This window comes from Methanohalobium sp. (genome assembly GCF_046546175.1).
Lineage (GTDB): Archaea > Halobacteriota > Methanosarcinia > Methanosarcinales > Methanosarcinaceae > Methanohalobium.
The window spans coordinates 1-16,471 of record NZ_JBKGYF010000038.1 but is presented as its reverse complement, the minus strand read 5'-3'; the positions used below and the strand labels follow the sequence as shown (position 1 = coordinate 16,471).

Here is a 16,471-nt window from a genome sequence, read left to right as displayed (position 1 = left end):
AAATATTTTATACATATATAAAATGATTATGAAGCAGAGATGCTATTGTTGATTCATTAATGGTTTATTTTAATAATGGACGCATTCCTCACTTTTTAAACGAAGTTTAAAGAGATCTTTAAAACAACTTAAATCTCTGACTCTTTAAACTGTAGTTTAAAGATATTGGTAAATTTTCAATTTACCAAGTTTAAGTTTAACTCTAAATTTTTAATTTAGAGTGTTTTGATTTAAAGAGTAAGGCTTTCAAGGTAAATTTCTTCCGAAGCCTCTGAGTCTTTACAGGCTGTCCGACAATTAATGTTAAAGCAGATATGTTCTACAAAGGGGTTTACCAAGTAACATAAATTATTAGTCCTAATCATTTATCTTTGACCATTTGGTAGTATCAGTGTATGATTTTTGGATTATTGGATAAATGTCATTGGTAAATAACTTATTATTCCTCTTATATTTATTTAAATAGTAGATAAAATAAATTAATAGTATTGAATTGTCGGACAAGCTCTTTAGCTCGGCGGTAGTTCACTTAAATATATCCGGGTATATGTCCTTGTGTGCCGAAGGCTCTTAGATTTTTCAGATTCTCATGATACTCTTCAATAGCATTCAAGATATCCTGTGTAGTGATGGGTTTTGCTAGCTTTTTAACCTCTTCTTTGGTTGGTGTTTCTGAAAGCTGATCCCTAAGTAATTTTATCTTTTTCTTCACACACAGGTCTATTACACCCTTCACATCCGCACCACTGAATCCTTCGCTTTTGGATGCTATATTTTCAAGGTCTATATTTTCATCTGGTTTTTTACCTTTCAGATGGATTCTGTAGATTTCTTTTAAAGCATCTTTATCAGGCAGTGGTACATGTATTTTTTTATCAAATCTGCCAGGACGCATGAATGCACTGTCAATACTCTCAGGTCTGTTGGTTGCACCCATTAAAATAACATCATCAGAACTTTTGATTCCATCCATTTCATCCAGAAGTGTTGAAACAATCCTCTGTGTTGCCTCATGAGAACCTTCCCTTGCAGGTGTTATAGAATCGATTTCATCTATAAACAGTATTGTATGAGGTCTTGACCTTGCTACCTCAAACATTTCCTTGATATTCTGTTCAGCTTCCCCGTACCACTTGGATACAATATCAGCACCATGTACATGAATAAAAGATGTTTCAAGCTCAGAAGCTACAGCCTTTGCAAGCAGTGTTTTACCTGTTCCTGGTGGACCATAAAGCAGTATCCCGTGTGGATGTTCAGCCTCGTATTCTTCAAAAACATAGGGATATTTGATACCGTAGGCAACCATATCCAGTTCTTTTTTGGCTTCCTCACAGTCACCAATATCATCGAAGCTGACATTCAGTTGTTCAGGCGAGATAGTTTCAAATTTTTCAGATTCGCTGCCTTTTTCATCAGTGATTCTATCATAGGATTCATTGTAATAATAGGTTCTAAGGGTGGGTTGAGGTTTTAAATCGAAATCGATTTCTTCACCTGACACATCGTACACAGTATTGATATAATCCTCTACAATTTCGAAAAATGGTGGAATGTTTTCTTCCAACATATCCTGGTTAAGGTTGTTTGTAGTTGAAATGTAAAGTGACCTCTTTCGATTTGTAAGAAAAGATAGTGTATACAGGTTAAAATTGTAGTACAGTTTGTAGTCCTTATCAATACCTGTGATATTGTATTTTTCATAGAATTTTTCAAGAAAAGTATCCCATATTTTCTCAGATTCTGTATCCTCTCCCAGGTCTATTCGTACTCCTATTGAGTACAGGGTATCGGTTTCCTGATGAGGAATTATATCTGAAGCTGATATATAATCCACACCATAATCTTCTCTCAAGTTAAGTGATGAGGTAAGTCTTATTGGTTCTTTTTTTATTAAAGAACTGAAAATAACACGATAATCTTTGTTAGTAAAATCTTCAAGGTTTACCTTAAAGTTGGCCATATTTGAAATGTCAGTCTTTTAAATTTATAAACCTTCTGCCCAATAGTTATTTTTATAATAAGTGCATTTTTATGTAGAAATATATTTATAAATCTCCTGATGTTTTGTAACCCTCTCAAAACCTATAATATTAATTTGTTCAGACCATTTATATTATATATAAAACAACTACTAAGGATAAAAACATGAAAATCATAGCTTTTGTAGGTATGCCAGCATCCGGAAAATCTGAAGCATCATCAGTTGTGGAAAAACTTGGTATCAAAGTTGTCAACATGGGTGATGTGATAAGAGAAGAAGTGGAAAAAAGGTCCCTTGAGCCTACGGATGCCAATGTCGGAGGAGTTGCAAACCAGCTCCGGGATGAAGAAGGTCTTGACGTAGTTGCAAAAAAATGCGTCCCAAAAATAATGAAACTCAATGAAGACCTGATAGCTATCGATGGCATCCGCGGAATCGCTGAAGTGGAATATTTTAAAAAAGAATTTGGGGATAAATTCACTCTGGTATCCATTGATTCACCTATTGAGATGCGTTTTAAACGTGTCCAAAAGCGTAAACGAAGCGATGACATGACAGATATCGATGAGCTTAAACATCGGGATGAAAGAGAAATCAGCTGGGGAATGAATGAAGCAATGGATATAGCAGATATTGTTATAGAAAACACGGGTACACTTGAAGATTTCAGACACAAAATCAAGTCCCTTATCGAATATCTGATGGTTGAAGTTGAAGTTTCGGCTGTTGTCAACCCCACAGAAAACGAGGATTATGTAGCAGATGCTGTCAGGCATATTTTCGGTGATATTGAGATGGAAATAATCAATACTGAACAAGCAAACAAAAGACATCTTTCAGGTTCTGGAGATATCGGTGCACTCAAAAATTTGCACGAAATGTTCAGGAAAGAAAAAATACTGGACACAGGAAGAATGCAGCTGGAAGAAGGAATATCCATTGATGGTTTATCCACACATTTTATAATCAACAAACAGGTGGCATCTGTTGGCAGATTGAATTTCCCAGCAGATGAAGAACCATTGGGGTCTATACATGTTATTATTACTGTCAATTCAAAGGATAAAATGAAAAAAATTTTAGATTGGCTCACACCTCCAACTGAGGATGGGAGACCCAAATTTGAAATGGAAATAAGAGAATTTTAAATTATGAATATCGAAGGTATAAGTTTTTCATCCCATTCAGTAGTTGACAACCCATTTAACTGGGTATATGAACTGGAAGACTATGGATATACTGGTTGGGAAATTGTACAGGAAGGTTCCCAGAGTATAAACAATGAATCCATAAAACATATCCAGGAACTCTATGAAACAACAAACCTGAACCTTACCCTCCACCTCCCATTTTCAGACCTGAACCTGTCCAGTTTAAATCCCGGGATACATCAGGAAGTGCTGCACCAAATGAAAAATAACTTGGAAATCGCGTCTGATTTTGTAGACCTTGCTGTAATCCATCCGGGTTATCTGTCACCCATGGGCGCACAGGTACCAGAACGTGCATGGAACAAAACCATCGAGTCTCTGCAAAAAGTCTGTGATTATGCGGACAACTGTAACATCCAGGTAGCGGTTGAAAACATGCCGAACATACCACATATATTTGGAAAAGAACCCCGTGAAATGCTTGATATCATCAGTTCAGTAAACCGTGATAATCTGGGTATGACCTTTGATGTTGGGCACGCAAACACCATGAAAATGGTGGATGAGTTCCTCAAAGAGTGTAAAGACCATATATCACATATCCATATCCATGACAACACTGGTGAAAGGGATCAGCACCTTCCGCTTGGCAGGGGTAATATAAACTGGGAACATGTATTTGATGAACTATCAGATTACAGTGGAAGATATGTCACAGAATTGAGGTCTCTTGAAGACGGGAAAGAGAGTCAGAAATATATAAGAAAATTATAAATTAAAAAAACAGCGGGCCGGAAGGGATTTGAACCCTCGACCTATAGATTAAGAGTCTATCGCTCTGCCTGACTAAGCTACCGGCCCATGCCCAGCAAGGTCGGTGTTCATATCGTATTGTGGTTATATATACGTTTCGGATGGTCAAAATCGTTAGTGTTTGACCACGCATTTTGGTAATCCGATGATTTCTACTATATCACTATTATCCGGACTATACACTATCATTTGACCCTTTTTCAAATACGGAATCCGTTTTTCATATTCTTTGGGAACATTTAAAGCATTAATTGCATTATCGTTTGTCAGGTTGAGTATTACCCTGGTGTTTATCTGTTTAAACACTGTATCATCGATATCCTGAGGGTCCTGGGTTATCAGAAACAATCCAAGTCCTTCTTTTCTACCCTGGCGTGCAGCATCTGCAAATTTTGAAATGATTCGTCTTGAATGTTCACCTGATGCCTTTGCAAGATACCTATGCGCTTCATCCAGTCCCAGTATAATCGGGGTTTTTCTTACCGCTTCATCACCGGAAGTGCTTAATTTATTATCCACAATTGTAGTCATAAGGGTAAGCACAATCAAATCTCTTATAAGTGGTGAATTGATATACTCTGTGGGGAATACACTCACCTGACCGGGTTTGAAAACTTCCTCAAGTATATCGGTGATTGGACGTGCATCCTGGTCGAATACTTTTTCAAAAGCCCTGTTTTTCACCCGCCTTACAATCCCGTCATAGGAGGATTCGTGGATTTTACCGCTGTCCACATAACCCGAACGTGTTGCTTCATCTTCTATATAATCAAGGAAACCTCTATAGGTATGTTTGCCGCTTTTTTTGAAATAATCCTCCAGCAGAATATCAAGGGCCAGATACTGGAGCTCGGTCAAACCTGCTGCTGCGATAAGCCATGAATTATTTCTTACAAGTTCAAAAGGGATGGTAAATTCCACCTGCTGGGCTCTGGACTTGCCGTTGTATGAATAGCCATCCACCTTTGCAACAAAGGTTTTTGTATTGGACCATGAACCGTGCTCGACATTTTCAGAATTGAAACCGTATTCATCCTGGGAATTTATTTCCGGGTTATCCTCATACATCTGAGAATATTCATCCTGTGGGTCCATTATTATAACACATGGGTTTTTCCACCTGTTTTCATCACTTCGTAACACGTAGCGGTTATCATCATTTAAGAATTGGCGAAGGATATTTTTTGTCATAAACGTTTTTCCGGTTCCTGTACTACCACACACCAGCATATGCCTGAAAATCAAAGGGTCGCCCATGGAATAATCGTTTCTGAGATAATAGGGCACATTAGGTGGTTCTGCACTGGTTTTTACAAGTTCTCCACCTACACTGAGATGACCCAGGAATATTCCTTCTTTCGGGATATTTAAACCGGTCTGGATTTTAATTTTATCATCAACAGGAAGAATTGATGTATTGGGTCTGGGTATCCTGTCACTCATGCGTCTGGTGAGTTCTTCACCGTCCTCACCGGGTTCATCATAGAGTATACATATAGGGTCAAGGAACGCCAGGAATTTGTAGTCCTCTTCATCTGTGGTATTGGATCTCAACATCCTGCGGGAGTGGATTTCTGTTGCATCATCCACTTCAAATTCCTGGATATACTGCAACTTCCATATTCTTGCAAAAAGGTCTTCGTCCCCGTAGGGTACCAGGACATAGGTGCCAAGGCGTACATCCTGTCTTCTAGTAGTTGTTATATATCCTGTAAGTGTTGCATTCGATTCCGTAATTTCCAGCGGTTCTATACCGGTTGTTACAATTCCGTAGGCATGGTCTGTACTTCCAGAATCTGCATCAGGTACTTCATATTCCTCGAATTCAAAATTATCCGGTTGTTTTGTTTCATAGTTTTCAGTTTCGTTTTTAAATTCTTCCTCTGATTCAAAATCTTCAGAGGAGAAAGAAAGTATATCCCTGTCTTCAGACATCGGTTTCACTCCAGCGTACATCATTGTATGAGGTGTCTATTTTTAAGGTATTGAACTGCTCTTTAATCTGTTCGCGTTCAGATTTGCGTATTTTTGCAATTGAATCAGCTTTTGATAATGTTCTAGGGATTCCGTTTATTGAAATGTCATAGAGAACTTTTCGTTTTATATTATCTCTTAATTCTTCATTTTTGGTGATTCCGTAGGGTGATTCTATCTTGAAGATGACATCCATCCAAGGTACATAGACCATGAAAAAGGTCAATGAGTAATCATCTGCAGGGTACTCATGCTCGAGTGTATCTTCAACCAGTGGAGAGGTGGTGTTAAGCATTTTCTCATAGAATTTGTTGGGTTGGATAAACCAGTTGGTATAGGTTATATATTTATTTTCATCATCGTCATGACCCTTTAATGATAGAAGGTTTTTGAAAAATTGGGCATCCATTGCCCAGGGTATACCCCATACGCCGTTTTGTTTAAGTGCCTGTATAATCTGGATGTCTTCTGGGTTTTTAACAAAACCTATGAGAGGTTTCTGTTGTTTAACATGTTCATCCATTATGTCTATATAATTCTGGAGTATCGTTTTTGTATGGGGGTCATATTGAACCTGGATATCCTCTGATTCCACAACCATCCAGTACATCAAACGTTTTGGATAGATTGGACCATCCATTATTAAAATACCATTATCATCCAGTCCATCAAGCATCCAGTTCATATGCTCAGATTCTGCAAGATAAAGTGCAATATCATGCACCATTCTACCTATCCTTTTATTCAAAATACCAGGCTGGATACGTATAATATTTTTACGGCCGGACCCTTCGTCGAACTCCTGCCAGCCGTCGGTAGTTTTTATTGTAACATTTTCACTAGGGTTATAGGCAGCTGCCACAATCGTTCGTTTCATATGTAAATCCAGATCTGTGGGTGTGGATGCAAGTGCACAGTGGCAGAAATCTACAAACAGACCGCTATCAAATGTTATAGGGTTGGTACTACCACTGTCACATGCGTAGGTTATCTCAAATGGGTCACTGGACCGGGACATCTGTTCTATATTAACCTTGCCACGATACAGTTTTTCCATGGATTTGAGTATCACCCTGCCCCTGTATTTTAGTTCCTGAAGATAACCTAACAGGTCAGATGTCATTTCAGATTCTTTATCATCCTCATTAGAAACATCTATATTTGATACAATCCGGGATATCTCTTTTATGTGAACTGGTTCAAGGGTCATGTTTCATGAAGATTGAGTTGTTCTTGTATAAATAACTATGAGCATAATTCTTATAATTTTTAAAAAATTACTTCAATAAAAAATACTTGTCTGAAACTCTTATATATTTTTAACAAAAAAAGCATGACAATAAAGATTTTCACTACTGATACACCTTGTGCAAAACAAGTTAACTTGTTAATAACGAAAAATAAGTTTTTGAAAGTGTTTATATAACAATTTCGCCATAAATTAGAGATTAAATACTAGATTATAATCTCAAAATTTAAATAATTATATAGTATGCAAAAGTGATACCGAGGTCTTAATCATGGAAGGTTATCAAATATTTCTCATTATGCTTGCCGTCTATCTGGCAATACTTGTATCGATTGGATGGTATTTTACAAAAAGACAAAAGTCCATAACAGATTTCTGGCTTGCCGGAAGAAATATCGGCTCCATTGGCATAGGATTTTCTGCTGCCGCATCATGGCTTACTGCCGGTACCCTGCTTTCTGTTATAGGGCTCTACCTGTTGAATGGAATGGGGTCGATATGGGAATTTGTAGTACCCAATATACTGGCACTTTTAATTATCGCGGTACTGGTCAGCAGGATCAAACATCTTCCTGCAATTACCCAACCAGAACTCCTTGAACAACGATACAGCAATGCGATACGTGCTCCAGTTGCTGCTATAATAACAATTGTAATGATACTTTTTGCAGTGGCTGATATCAAGGGTTTTGCTCTTGTTCTGGAAGTATTCTTCGGATTAAGCCCTATATATGCAGCTGCCATTGTTGCCATTGCAGTGTCAATATATGTCACACTGGGTGGGCTTTCTGCTGTTGTATGGACTGATGTTATCCAGTTTACATTTCTGTCACTATTTGTTATAGTAATGGCTGTCATTACAGTTGGAGCCGCTACATCCGGTGCATTTGAAGCGTCCCCTGCACTGACAGCATCAGATGTCTTTAGAAATGTGGATTCTTCCTGGTGGAACCCGTTCTCTGTAGGTATACCGTTTGCACTTATATTCCTGATTGCAATTATACCCGGTTGGATAACTGAGCAGGACCCATGGCAGAGAGTTTGGGCTGCAAAAGACAGAAAATCTGCAAGGTTTGGTATGACACTTGGAGCATTTCTTATTGCTGTTGTATTTTCAGCATGCGCTGTCATAGCACTTGGACTGAATTCGCTCTATCCTGATATTGCTGAAGCCGGTTTTCCTGCGGGAATGGCACAGGCAGAAACTGCACTCCTACAGTTCATAACCAGTTCATTTTCAACCGTTGTAGTTGGACTCTGTGCTATAGGACTTGCGGCAGCTGCTATGTCATGTACTGACACCTTTGCAACATCGGGAGCATCCTGTGTATCCCGCGACATATTCCAGAGGTTTATAAAACCTGACGCTACAATGAAACAGATGCTTGTTGTTAACAGAATTAGCGTACTGTTCATCGTGGCAACTGCAACCATAACTTCGTTTTTCATTACAAGTATCCTTGATGCCATCCATATTGCAACATTTATTGCAAGTGCTTCCTATTTCTTCCCTCTGATGGGTGGCATCTACTGGAAACGTGCAACAAAAGAAGGAGCAATTGCAGGTCTTATAGTAGGAGCAATTGTCCAGATTTCTCTTACTGTTATAGACCTAGCTAATACTGCCGCAACGGATCCACAGCCGTATCTTCAGACTATACACCCGATTCTCAGAAGTCATGGTGTGATTGTGGGAATGTCCCTGAGTGCTATTGCATTTTTCGGAGTTTCACTAATTACCCAGAGGTCCAGCAATGTAAACCTTGCACCATTTTTCAAAGAATCTGCAAAAGAACTGTCTATGTATTATGCTAAAGAAATAGATGAATCCGACCCAGAATACACTAAATTCCTCAATATGGTAGAGGAAAAAGTTGTTGGAGAAAGGGCACATCTGCATCTGAGTATTGAAACTTCTGCAACTATCAACTGGAACAAATTTGTTAACCAATTGAAATCAACCTACCCTGCATGGGTTACATCTACTGGATATGATTCTGTATACCGTTTAACCCATGCCGATATGCTTCAATGTATATCAATAACCAGAGGTAACACTGAAAAAGATATCTGGTTTGCATCTGAACCAGAGGTAGAATACATCAATAACCAGAGAAAAGAACTCTTTGTTGCCTACAAGGAAGTTGTGGATTCTCTTGACAGAATCGGAATTACATCTAAATAAAAATTGATTTTGCTACCCTCTATTGAGGGTAGCTTTTATATTTGATTTTTATTACGCTTGATAAGCGTTAACTTGATTAAAGAATGTACCAATCAGGGTTCAGAGTATTAAAATGAATTACAAAACATCACTGTTTCTGGTTTTAGTACTGATTTCAATTGTATTAATCACAGGGTGCATTGACCAGATGGTACCGGCAGATGAAACCAGTGAAAAACCTGACACATCAAAATATGAACTGGAAGTATTCCTGGATGAAACAAAGAATAATACTTTTGTAAATACCACCACATTCTACCTTTCAACTAACCAGAGCGTAAAAGCTGTTCATATGGTTAAGGATAAAAAGGAACTGGATATCGTACCTATTGAAGAAATCGGTGGAGTCGACAAAGGTATAATATCAGATGTTGTGGTAATTGCTGAAAATACCAGCACTACAAAGGGAGATATACAGGATTTCAAAAAACTTGCTGACAAAAACGAACCATCAGACATAAACTATACACTCTCTGATAGTGTTGTAGGCGGACAAGAACATATCTACATACAATTTAATGAATCCATAACAGGGTTTGTTGCCTATACCATGGATATACCAAGCAAACAGGATTTCATGTATAATCCTACATCCCCATCAATCATTCGATTTGTTCTACCACAGGGATACACTACAGGCAATCCACTATTAGGCAGAGCTCAGCCGCCACCTGATGATGTATATTATGATGAAAAAGACAAACAAAACCTTATATGGTACAATTTTGAAGGGGATCCACCTTCGTTAATCGACCGTGTAAGAGACTTTACCGGTTCAGACGGTAATTCAAAAACACAGTATTCCAAAAATCCTGTAAATGTGAAATTCTACCAGGAAGAAGCACCCCTGATGCTGTTGATAGGAGCGATGGTTCTAAGTTTTGGAGCACTAGCTGTTGTATTGTACTATCACCATTCAAGGAAAAAACTTAAGGAAAAACACGAATGGGTGGAAGATTTTGAATCAGAGAAAAGGTGGTGACATCATATTTCAAATGTCATACCATCATATCCAAGAGGATAATTTTTTACATCTTCATCATGGGGTTTAAAAAAGTGGCTCAGATGAACAAAAACCACCCTTTTTGCTTTTATATCCTCTGAAAAATCAAGAGCTTGTTTGGCATTCATATGTTTTTTAATGGTTGTTATACTGGGTGGAACAATCGCATCCGCTACTAACAAATCAGGACCATGGATTAAATCCATGCTCTTTTGTGGGATATTGTTATTGGTATCTCCTGTTATAACTACCTTTTTATTCCCTTCACAGACCATAACTCCCACCGCCTTTTCAACCGGGACATGGTTTACTTCAAAAAGAACAAATGTAAGCCCTACCAATTCAAAAGACTCGTAAAGTTGTACATCATGTCTTCCGGGTTTTAAAAAATGAAAGTAATCCAAGATGTAATCAAGGGTTTCCGGCACACTGTACACATCTACTTTTTTCTGTACCCTGTAGAATTCCGGGAAACCCGCAAAATGGTCATAATGCCCATGTGTCCATATTACTCCATCAACACCACTAATATTGCTGTCAATTAACTGCCATTTCAGGTCAGGACTGGTATCTATCAGAATTTTACCAATATTGGATTCAACAAGGATAGAAAAACGTGTCCTTTTGCTTTTGTTATTTGAATATGCATCTGTACAGGCCGGACAGTGACACCCTATTACCGGTACTCCAGAAGTGTCACCAGTTCCAAGAAGTGTGATTTTCATTGGTATCTGCAGATTTTATTCGTATTCATCGGATTTAACTATTTCACGTTGATTAAAATTTTCTACTGCCTTTTTCAAATCTTCCTGAGTAAGTGATTTTCTATCTTCCATCAGAGCACTCAGCACCCCTTCACGGACTACCATACGAAGGTCTGAACCGGCGTATCCTTCCGTTATACGGGCTATTTCCCCGGTATCCACGTCACCATCAATGTCACTGGTTACCCTGTCAAGAATCATCTTTCTCATCCCAGGATCTGGTAATGGGAAATTCATAACTTCATCAAATCGTCTCCATGCTGCTGTATCCAGCATCCTCGGGTGATTTGTTGCTGCTATCAGCAATACTCCATCATTTGTAAGACTTATTTCATCTATCGCCTTGAGAAGTGTGTTTACCGCTCTTTTGAGTGCAGCATTTTCATCAGACGTACGTTTTTTTGCAACAAAATCGAATTCATCAATGAACAGTACACAGGGATTCAATCGTTTGGCAAGCGCAAATACACGATCTATGTTTTTGGCAGTTTCACCAAGGTACTGGTCTGTTACCATTGAAAGCCTTACTTCCACAAAAGGCAACGACAGGCGATGTGATATAGCTCTGGCCACAGAGGTTTTTCCGGTACCGGGTGCACCTATCAGAAGAAGTTTACCGATATCATACATCCCTATATTCTTAAGATGCTCCCTGTACTGTATAGCCTTTACAATCTTTTCAACTTCATCTTCCTGCTCATCTGTCAGGACAATATCATCAAAGGTCTGCATGATATCTTCAGGGGCTACGATATGAGCAAGTTTCAACATATCTTCACCCCCTTCTTCCTGCTCAATTTCAGCTATTAAAGAATCTACCCATTCTCTATCTACTTCCTTTGGCGCACTCTTTGACCGGGTGCTTTCATAACTAACACCTTCTGTCTTTTTCTTTTCAAAATAAAAGGATAATGCGGGATTGTTTTCAATCCTTTCCATTGCACCATCCTGTTTTCCGAACCAGTCTGCACCCATATCAGAGGCGGTAAGTTTTACCTTAAATTCCAGGTCATCAATATCGACAAATGGAAGGGGTTTTACAGCGCTTTTTATATTTTCAACGTCATAAAGATTTTTAATATCAGATACTGAGACATTGATAGGTTTTGGAACCGTCTTTTTTTCACGGTCCCAGTAATTTTTACGTATTTTTTTGGGTAAATCGTTTACATCCATTTCAGAATACTTGTTGTAAATCTCAGCAGTTAACAACAGTTCTACGATATCTAAAGTTGCACCAGACATGTTTTTACCTGAGTTATAAATTTGAAACGTTATTGGTTTCTTTTCTTATCAATAATGAAATAAAGAATATTCAGAACCTATGAATAGGTATTTGTGTTAAATATATATTGCGATACAGTAGGTCATAAATCGATTGAATCTATGAAAGTAACCTATATTGGAAAATTAACTTATAAATTTTATGAATAGAAGATATAGGATAACAAGAAAAGTTCAATAACCAAAAAAATTCCACATAACAATTAGGGTACCAGTTTTAAAGTACCACACATCGATGGTGAATACAATTCTCCAGTTTCAAACATGGACTCCACAATTTTTTCGAATTTATTAGAATTCACTCCATTTTCAGAGGCTCGATTTTTTAGTTCTTCCCTGTCCATTTCACCGCTGTTTGATTCCAGTAAATTAATGATGATTTTTCTATCATCTTTTTTAAAACCGGATTTTTTAGATTTATCAGGTTTGGAAGAAGTATAGCTACCAGAATTTACAGCATTTGTAAAAGCCATATATCTTACACTATCCAGTCTATTGTCCTGACCCAATATATGGGACTGTAACTTTGTACGGGCTGTAACTGCATCTTCAAGGTTGTCGCATTGATAGAAAAACCGGAGATCATCAAGATTTAAAACAGAGCCGCAATTCTGGCAAGTTGTTGTTTTTTTGTTGTTTTCAATAATCTGGACATGTCGTCTGCATTTTGTACAGATTATAACAGTATACCGGAACATATTTTTGACCTGTGTGTTTTATTGCAAAAACAATTATAACTTTTACCGATTTAAACCATTCGGACAAATCACAACCATGATACGGAAAGCGAGAAAAACTGATATTTCTGCCATTATGGAAATTGAAGAATTATCATTCCGGGTACCCTGGCCTGATTACCTGTTCAGGTCTATTATTGGTAGTCCGGGTTTTGTTGTTTATGAGAAAGATAATACAGTTATAGGATATATTGTTATCGATATTATCAAAAATTACGCCCATCTTGCAAATATCGCAGTACGTCCCGAATACCGCAAAATAGGGATTGGTTCAACACTTATCGATTGGTGCACAGAATTTGGTGAAAAAAGAGGTGCAAGTGCACTAATTCTTGAGGTAAGAGAAAAAAATACCAGTACACAGAGATTCTATCAGAAAAACGGATTTTATATAAAAGGTATTGTTCCTGGATATTACATTGATGATAACGCAATTATCATGGTGAAAAAAATCCGGTGAATATATCATTTACCAAATTTTCGCTGTCGTTTCTGGAAATCTCGGATAGCTCGTAACATATCGATTTTTCTTACTTTGTCCCAGTTCACATCTGTAAAGTACAGTTCTGAGTATACCGACTGCCAAATCAAGAAGTCAGAAAGATTTTTTCCACCTGCTCGTATAATCATATCTGGTTCGTGCTGTACAAGTAAACGGGATTCGATTACATTCTCATCAATATCCTCAGGTTCAAGTTTCTGTGAACTGACATCTGATAATATTGATAATACAGCATTTATGATTTCACTCTTTCCACCAAAACCCAGAGATAAATAGACATGCATTAATGAACCTTTACGTCCTCTTTTTAATTCGCCATTATTATCATAGATATTAAACCCTATGCCATCTGGAAGTTCCAGTAGTTGGGGTTCCAATGTATCCATAAGATGAGATACCATGTTCATTTTCTGGGTTTCACTGGTACAGGATAAATTAACGTATATACTTAGTATTTCTATACCAAGCTTTCTGTACCATGAAATAACAGAAAATAATTTTGATAAACCATCCGGATATGATATATCAGTGTCTGATAGAACCAATGTTATGTGACCCGGTATTTTATCAGGAGAGCCCTTGATATTTCGCAACAACAATTTTTCATATAATAATGCTACCAAGTTCATGATTTTGATTCTGATAGATTTTTACGTTTTCATTTAGCAGAGGATACTATCTTTACAACATCTCCGTTATCAAGCTTGTGTTTTTCACCCAGACGCATCCTTGTTCTCCCGTCTACTGCGTAAAGGAAATGGTCACCTATGTCAGAATGCACCTGATAAGCTAGGTCATGAGGTGTTGAGCCTTTTTTCATAAGATAAGCGTCCGGTAAAACTCTGCCTTTTTTATCCATCCATTTATTTTCATCCTCAACCGGATACACGACAACCATATCAAGTGAATCAAAAACTGCCCTGTTTATGCAATCCTCTACCCCTGTACCGCCTCTTTTTTTAAGAAATTCACGCAAATCTTCCAGACCTCTTTTTTGTGCTTTGGTCATGCCGTCCGACACAATAGTAAAATCATCATCACCGGGCAGATATTTTATGACATTGCTCTTAGATGCGGATTTAAGAGCAAATTCAGCTGCTGAGCTCGTTGATACAGCAATTATATCAAGGTCTGATAGTTTTTTTGTATTTTCTTCAGGTGCCATATCGATTTTGTTGGCAGCAACAATTACAGGTTTACTGATGGCGCGGATATTGTCACAGAGTGTTACCAGATTGTCATCTGTCCACTTTACATGGTCTCTCGAGATTTCTGATGCTACCAGTGCTTCGTGAACCTGATGGTCGGATACTCCCGCTCCTCCCAACTGATTAGCTATTGCTTCCTCCAGTTTGAGATTTTCAGCTTTAATTTTCCTGGACAGACTATCCCAGTTTCGTTTCAATATACCGTACATCCACATGGTTATCTCATGGTTTAAAAATTCGATATCATCCAGAGGGTCATGTGATCCCCTGTCAACAGGGTTGCCCTCTATATCAGTACTTCCTGAAGCATCAATAACATGTATTATTACCTTTGCCTGCCGCAGCTCATCAAGGAATGCATTCCCAAGACCTCGTCCCTTCCATGCGTCCGGAACCAATCCTGCAACATCGATTACTTCAACCGGTACAAAACGAACCCCATCAACACAATTTCCACATCTGTGGTTCAGTTCTATACACGGACATTCGGTTCGTACATAGGTAACTCCACGGTTGGCACTTATTGTTGTAAACGGATAATTGGCGATATCAACATCTGCCATGGTAGCTGACTTAAAAAATGTGGACTTACCTGAATTTGGTTTTCCTGCAAGACCTATGGTTATTGACATGGTTGCTTATTAATCCTCCGTATGACTTAACTTTTATTCAAGAGTGGAATAATCAATAATATTTATATTATAAAAGGACATTAGGCATTTGCTAGCTCAATCCAATATGTCCCGATAGGGTAGTGGATATCCTTGAGGCCTGCGGAGCCTTAGACCCGAGTTCAAATCTCGGTCGGGACGTTACTCATTTTTAACCATTTTTAAAAGAAATACTTATCATCATTGATACCCATTTTTATTATAGATTTTAATTTTAAATTATCCGGAGTGTGCTTAATATAATGCAAGAAATAAACAACATAATAGACAAAATCAGTGATAACTCATTGAAATCGTCTGATTTAATAGAATTTTCCGAAACCCTGTTTGATAAAATCAATCAGGGAGAAATACAGGCTTCAAAGGATGATGTGCAGTGGTTTCAGACATATGGATTTATATTAAAAAAGCTTGAAATTTTTGAAGAGGGAAACCCCGATGATATGAAAGGTAGTGACTGGAGAAGTTACATAGATGATTTTTCCAAACTAAGGTCACTGGCAGCTGACATGGAAGACAAAAACCTGATAGAAAACGTTGTCTGGCACGTCCAAGATATATCCCTCTTTGATATCAAAAATCTCGAACTGTATAAAGAATATGTATACTTCAGGACACGCAACCACCTTGAAAAATTAAAAACTCTTACTCGTTTATGACCAAACTTTTCAATTATTTTTTTACATGATGGTTTTGTATGGTTTTTGACAAACCAAACAAACGTTTATATAGATTGATGGGTATATATATACATAGTAAACAACCGACTGTTAAGATTCAGTTGTCAAGTATCCAATTAATCGTAAGAGGGACATTTCAATGGTAAAATATGTATCAGAATTAACCGGAGCACAAAAATCGGAACTTAAGGAAATCTTTGGACACCGTGTAAACTTCAAAAAACGTG

At 37.8% G+C, this 16,471-nt stretch carries 14 protein-coding genes and 2 tRNA genes; 7 read left to right on the top strand and 9 right to left on the bottom strand.

Features of this window, described 5'->3' with window-relative positions:
- Positions 1 to 529: 529 nt before the first annotated feature.
- Complete coding sequence (locus ACLFMM_RS05695; RefSeq protein WP_410807751.1) at positions 530 to 1,963, bottom strand: ATP-binding protein; 1,434 nt, start codon at positions 1,961 to 1,963, stop codon at positions 530 to 532.
- Between the two features lie 185 nt (positions 1,964 to 2,148).
- Here ACLFMM_RS05695 and ACLFMM_RS05690 point away from each other — a divergent pair, with 185 nt between their 5' ends.
- Both ACLFMM_RS05690 and ACLFMM_RS05685 read left to right on the top strand, forming a co-directional pair.
- On the top strand, positions 2,149 to 3,132 hold the full coding sequence (locus ACLFMM_RS05690) for an AAA family ATPase (RefSeq protein WP_410807750.1): 984 nt from the start codon (positions 2,149 to 2,151) through the stop codon (positions 3,130 to 3,132).
- Between the two features lie 3 nt (positions 3,133 to 3,135).
- On the top strand, positions 3,136 to 3,909 hold the full coding sequence (locus ACLFMM_RS05685) for a sugar phosphate isomerase/epimerase family protein (RefSeq protein WP_410807749.1): 774 nt from the start codon (positions 3,136 to 3,138) through the stop codon (positions 3,907 to 3,909).
- 13 nt (positions 3,910 to 3,922) lie between these two features.
- On the opposite strand, the gene ACLFMM_RS05680 is transcribed toward ACLFMM_RS05685, so the two are convergent.
- From ACLFMM_RS05680 to ACLFMM_RS05670, 3 genes are all read right to left on the bottom strand, one after another.
- Positions 3,923 to 3,996, bottom strand: a tRNA-Lys gene (locus ACLFMM_RS05680).
- 66 nt (positions 3,997 to 4,062) lie between these two features.
- Positions 4,063 to 5,883 carry an ATP-binding protein gene (locus ACLFMM_RS05675; RefSeq protein ID WP_410807748.1) on the bottom strand — a complete coding sequence of 607 codons (1,821 nt, stop codon included), beginning with the start codon at positions 5,881 to 5,883 and terminating at the stop codon, positions 4,063 to 4,065.
- Entirely contained in the window at positions 5,876 to 7,132 is a 1,257-nt protein-coding gene (locus ACLFMM_RS05670; protein WP_410807747.1) for a DNA double-strand break repair nuclease NurA, read from the bottom strand. Before ACLFMM_RS05670 ends, ACLFMM_RS05675 begins: the two co-directional genes overlap by 8 nt.
- Before the next feature lie 310 nt (positions 7,133 to 7,442).
- Here ACLFMM_RS05670 and ACLFMM_RS05665 point away from each other — a divergent pair, with 310 nt between their 5' ends.
- Entirely contained in the window at positions 7,443 to 9,356 is a 1,914-nt protein-coding gene (locus ACLFMM_RS05665) for a sodium:solute symporter family protein (protein ID WP_410807746.1), read from the top strand.
- A gap of 112 nt (positions 9,357 to 9,468) precedes the next feature.
- Complete coding sequence (locus tag ACLFMM_RS05660; RefSeq protein WP_410807744.1) at positions 9,469 to 10,377, top strand: DUF5803 family protein; 909 nt, start codon at positions 9,469 to 9,471, stop codon at positions 10,375 to 10,377.
- A gap of 2 nt (positions 10,378 to 10,379) precedes the next feature.
- Here ACLFMM_RS05660 and ACLFMM_RS05655 read toward each other — a convergent pair whose 3' ends face one another.
- The 3 genes from ACLFMM_RS05655 to ACLFMM_RS05645 form a co-directional block, all read right to left on the bottom strand.
- Entirely contained in the window at positions 10,380 to 11,123 is a 744-nt protein-coding gene (locus ACLFMM_RS05655; RefSeq protein ID WP_410807743.1) for an MBL fold metallo-hydrolase, read from the bottom strand.
- A gap of 15 nt (positions 11,124 to 11,138) precedes the next feature.
- Complete coding sequence (locus tag ACLFMM_RS05650; RefSeq protein ID WP_410807742.1) at positions 11,139 to 12,407, bottom strand: ATP-binding protein; 1,269 nt, start codon at positions 12,405 to 12,407, stop codon at positions 11,139 to 11,141.
- Positions 12,408 to 12,649: 242 nt separating this feature from the next.
- Entirely contained in the window at positions 12,650 to 13,144 is a 495-nt protein-coding gene (locus ACLFMM_RS05645) for a DUF5817 domain-containing protein (protein ID WP_410807741.1), read from the bottom strand.
- Between the two features lie 76 nt (positions 13,145 to 13,220).
- Between ACLFMM_RS05645 and rimI the strand changes: the two genes are divergently transcribed.
- Positions 13,221 to 13,643, top strand: a complete 423-nt coding sequence (gene rimI / locus ACLFMM_RS05640) for a ribosomal protein S18-alanine N-acetyltransferase (RefSeq protein WP_410807740.1) — start codon at positions 13,221 to 13,223, stop codon at positions 13,641 to 13,643.
- Between the two features lie 5 nt (positions 13,644 to 13,648).
- On the opposite strand, the gene ACLFMM_RS05635 is transcribed toward rimI, so the two are convergent.
- Both ACLFMM_RS05635 and ACLFMM_RS05630 read right to left on the bottom strand, forming a co-directional pair.
- Positions 13,649 to 14,314 carry an undecaprenyl diphosphate synthase family protein gene (locus tag ACLFMM_RS05635; protein WP_410807739.1) on the bottom strand — a complete coding sequence of 222 codons (666 nt, stop codon included), beginning with the start codon at positions 14,312 to 14,314 and terminating at the stop codon, positions 13,649 to 13,651.
- 29 nt (positions 14,315 to 14,343) lie between these two features.
- Positions 14,344 to 15,525: a redox-regulated ATPase YchF gene (locus ACLFMM_RS05630; RefSeq protein ID WP_410807738.1), complete on the bottom strand. Its 1,182-nt coding sequence runs from the start codon at positions 15,523 to 15,525 to the stop codon at positions 14,344 to 14,346.
- A gap of 108 nt (positions 15,526 to 15,633) precedes the next feature.
- On the opposite strand from ACLFMM_RS05630, the gene ACLFMM_RS05625 reads away from it, so the two are divergent.
- Positions 15,634 to 15,705, top strand: a tRNA-Arg gene (locus ACLFMM_RS05625).
- Between the two features lie 101 nt (positions 15,706 to 15,806).
- Positions 15,807 to 16,223 (top strand): hypothetical protein, encoded by a 417-nt coding sequence (locus ACLFMM_RS05620; protein ID WP_410807737.1) that lies wholly within the window; start codon positions 15,807 to 15,809, stop codon positions 16,221 to 16,223.
- Positions 16,224 to 16,471: the final 248 nt, after the last annotated feature.

What these genes read in the sequence shown, in the direction of transcription:
- ACLFMM_RS05655 (WP_410807743.1), bottom strand. Translation starts at nt 11,123, where the DNA reads ATGAAAATCACACTTCTTGGAACTGGTGACACTTCTGGAGTACCGGTA.
- rimI (WP_410807740.1), top strand. Translation starts at nt 13,221, where the DNA reads ATGATACGGAAAGCGAGAAAAACTGATATTTCTGCCATTATGGAAATT.
- ACLFMM_RS05620 (WP_410807737.1), top strand. Translation starts at nt 15,807, where the DNA reads ATGCAAGAAATAAACAACATAATAGACAAAATCAGTGATAACTCATTG.
- ACLFMM_RS05635 (WP_410807739.1), bottom strand. Translation starts at nt 14,314, where the DNA reads ATGAACTTGGTAGCATTATTATATGAAAAATTGTTGTTGCGAAATATC.
- ACLFMM_RS05695 (WP_410807751.1), bottom strand. Translation starts at nt 1,963, where the DNA reads ATGGCCAACTTTAAGGTAAACCTTGAAGATTTTACTAACAAAGATTAT.
- ACLFMM_RS05645 (WP_410807741.1), bottom strand. Translation starts at nt 13,144, where the DNA reads ATGTTCCGGTATACTGTTATAATCTGTACAAAATGCAGACGACATGTC.
- ACLFMM_RS05670 (WP_410807747.1), bottom strand. Translation starts at nt 7,132, where the DNA reads ATGACCCTTGAACCAGTTCACATAAAAGAGATATCCCGGATTGTATCA.
- ACLFMM_RS05650 (WP_410807742.1), bottom strand. Translation starts at nt 12,407, where the DNA reads ATGTCTGGTGCAACTTTAGATATCGTAGAACTGTTGTTAACTGCTGAG.
- ACLFMM_RS05685 (WP_410807749.1), top strand. Translation starts at nt 3,136, where the DNA reads ATGAATATCGAAGGTATAAGTTTTTCATCCCATTCAGTAGTTGACAAC.
- ACLFMM_RS05665 (WP_410807746.1), top strand. Translation starts at nt 7,443, where the DNA reads ATGGAAGGTTATCAAATATTTCTCATTATGCTTGCCGTCTATCTGGCA.
- ACLFMM_RS05660 (WP_410807744.1), top strand. Translation starts at nt 9,469, where the DNA reads ATGAATTACAAAACATCACTGTTTCTGGTTTTAGTACTGATTTCAATT.
- ACLFMM_RS05675 (WP_410807748.1), bottom strand. Translation starts at nt 5,883, where the DNA reads ATGTCTGAAGACAGGGATATACTTTCTTTCTCCTCTGAAGATTTTGAA.
- ACLFMM_RS05630 (WP_410807738.1), bottom strand. Translation starts at nt 15,525, where the DNA reads ATGTCAATAACCATAGGTCTTGCAGGAAAACCAAATTCAGGTAAGTCC.
- ACLFMM_RS05690 (WP_410807750.1), top strand. Translation starts at nt 2,149, where the DNA reads ATGAAAATCATAGCTTTTGTAGGTATGCCAGCATCCGGAAAATCTGAA.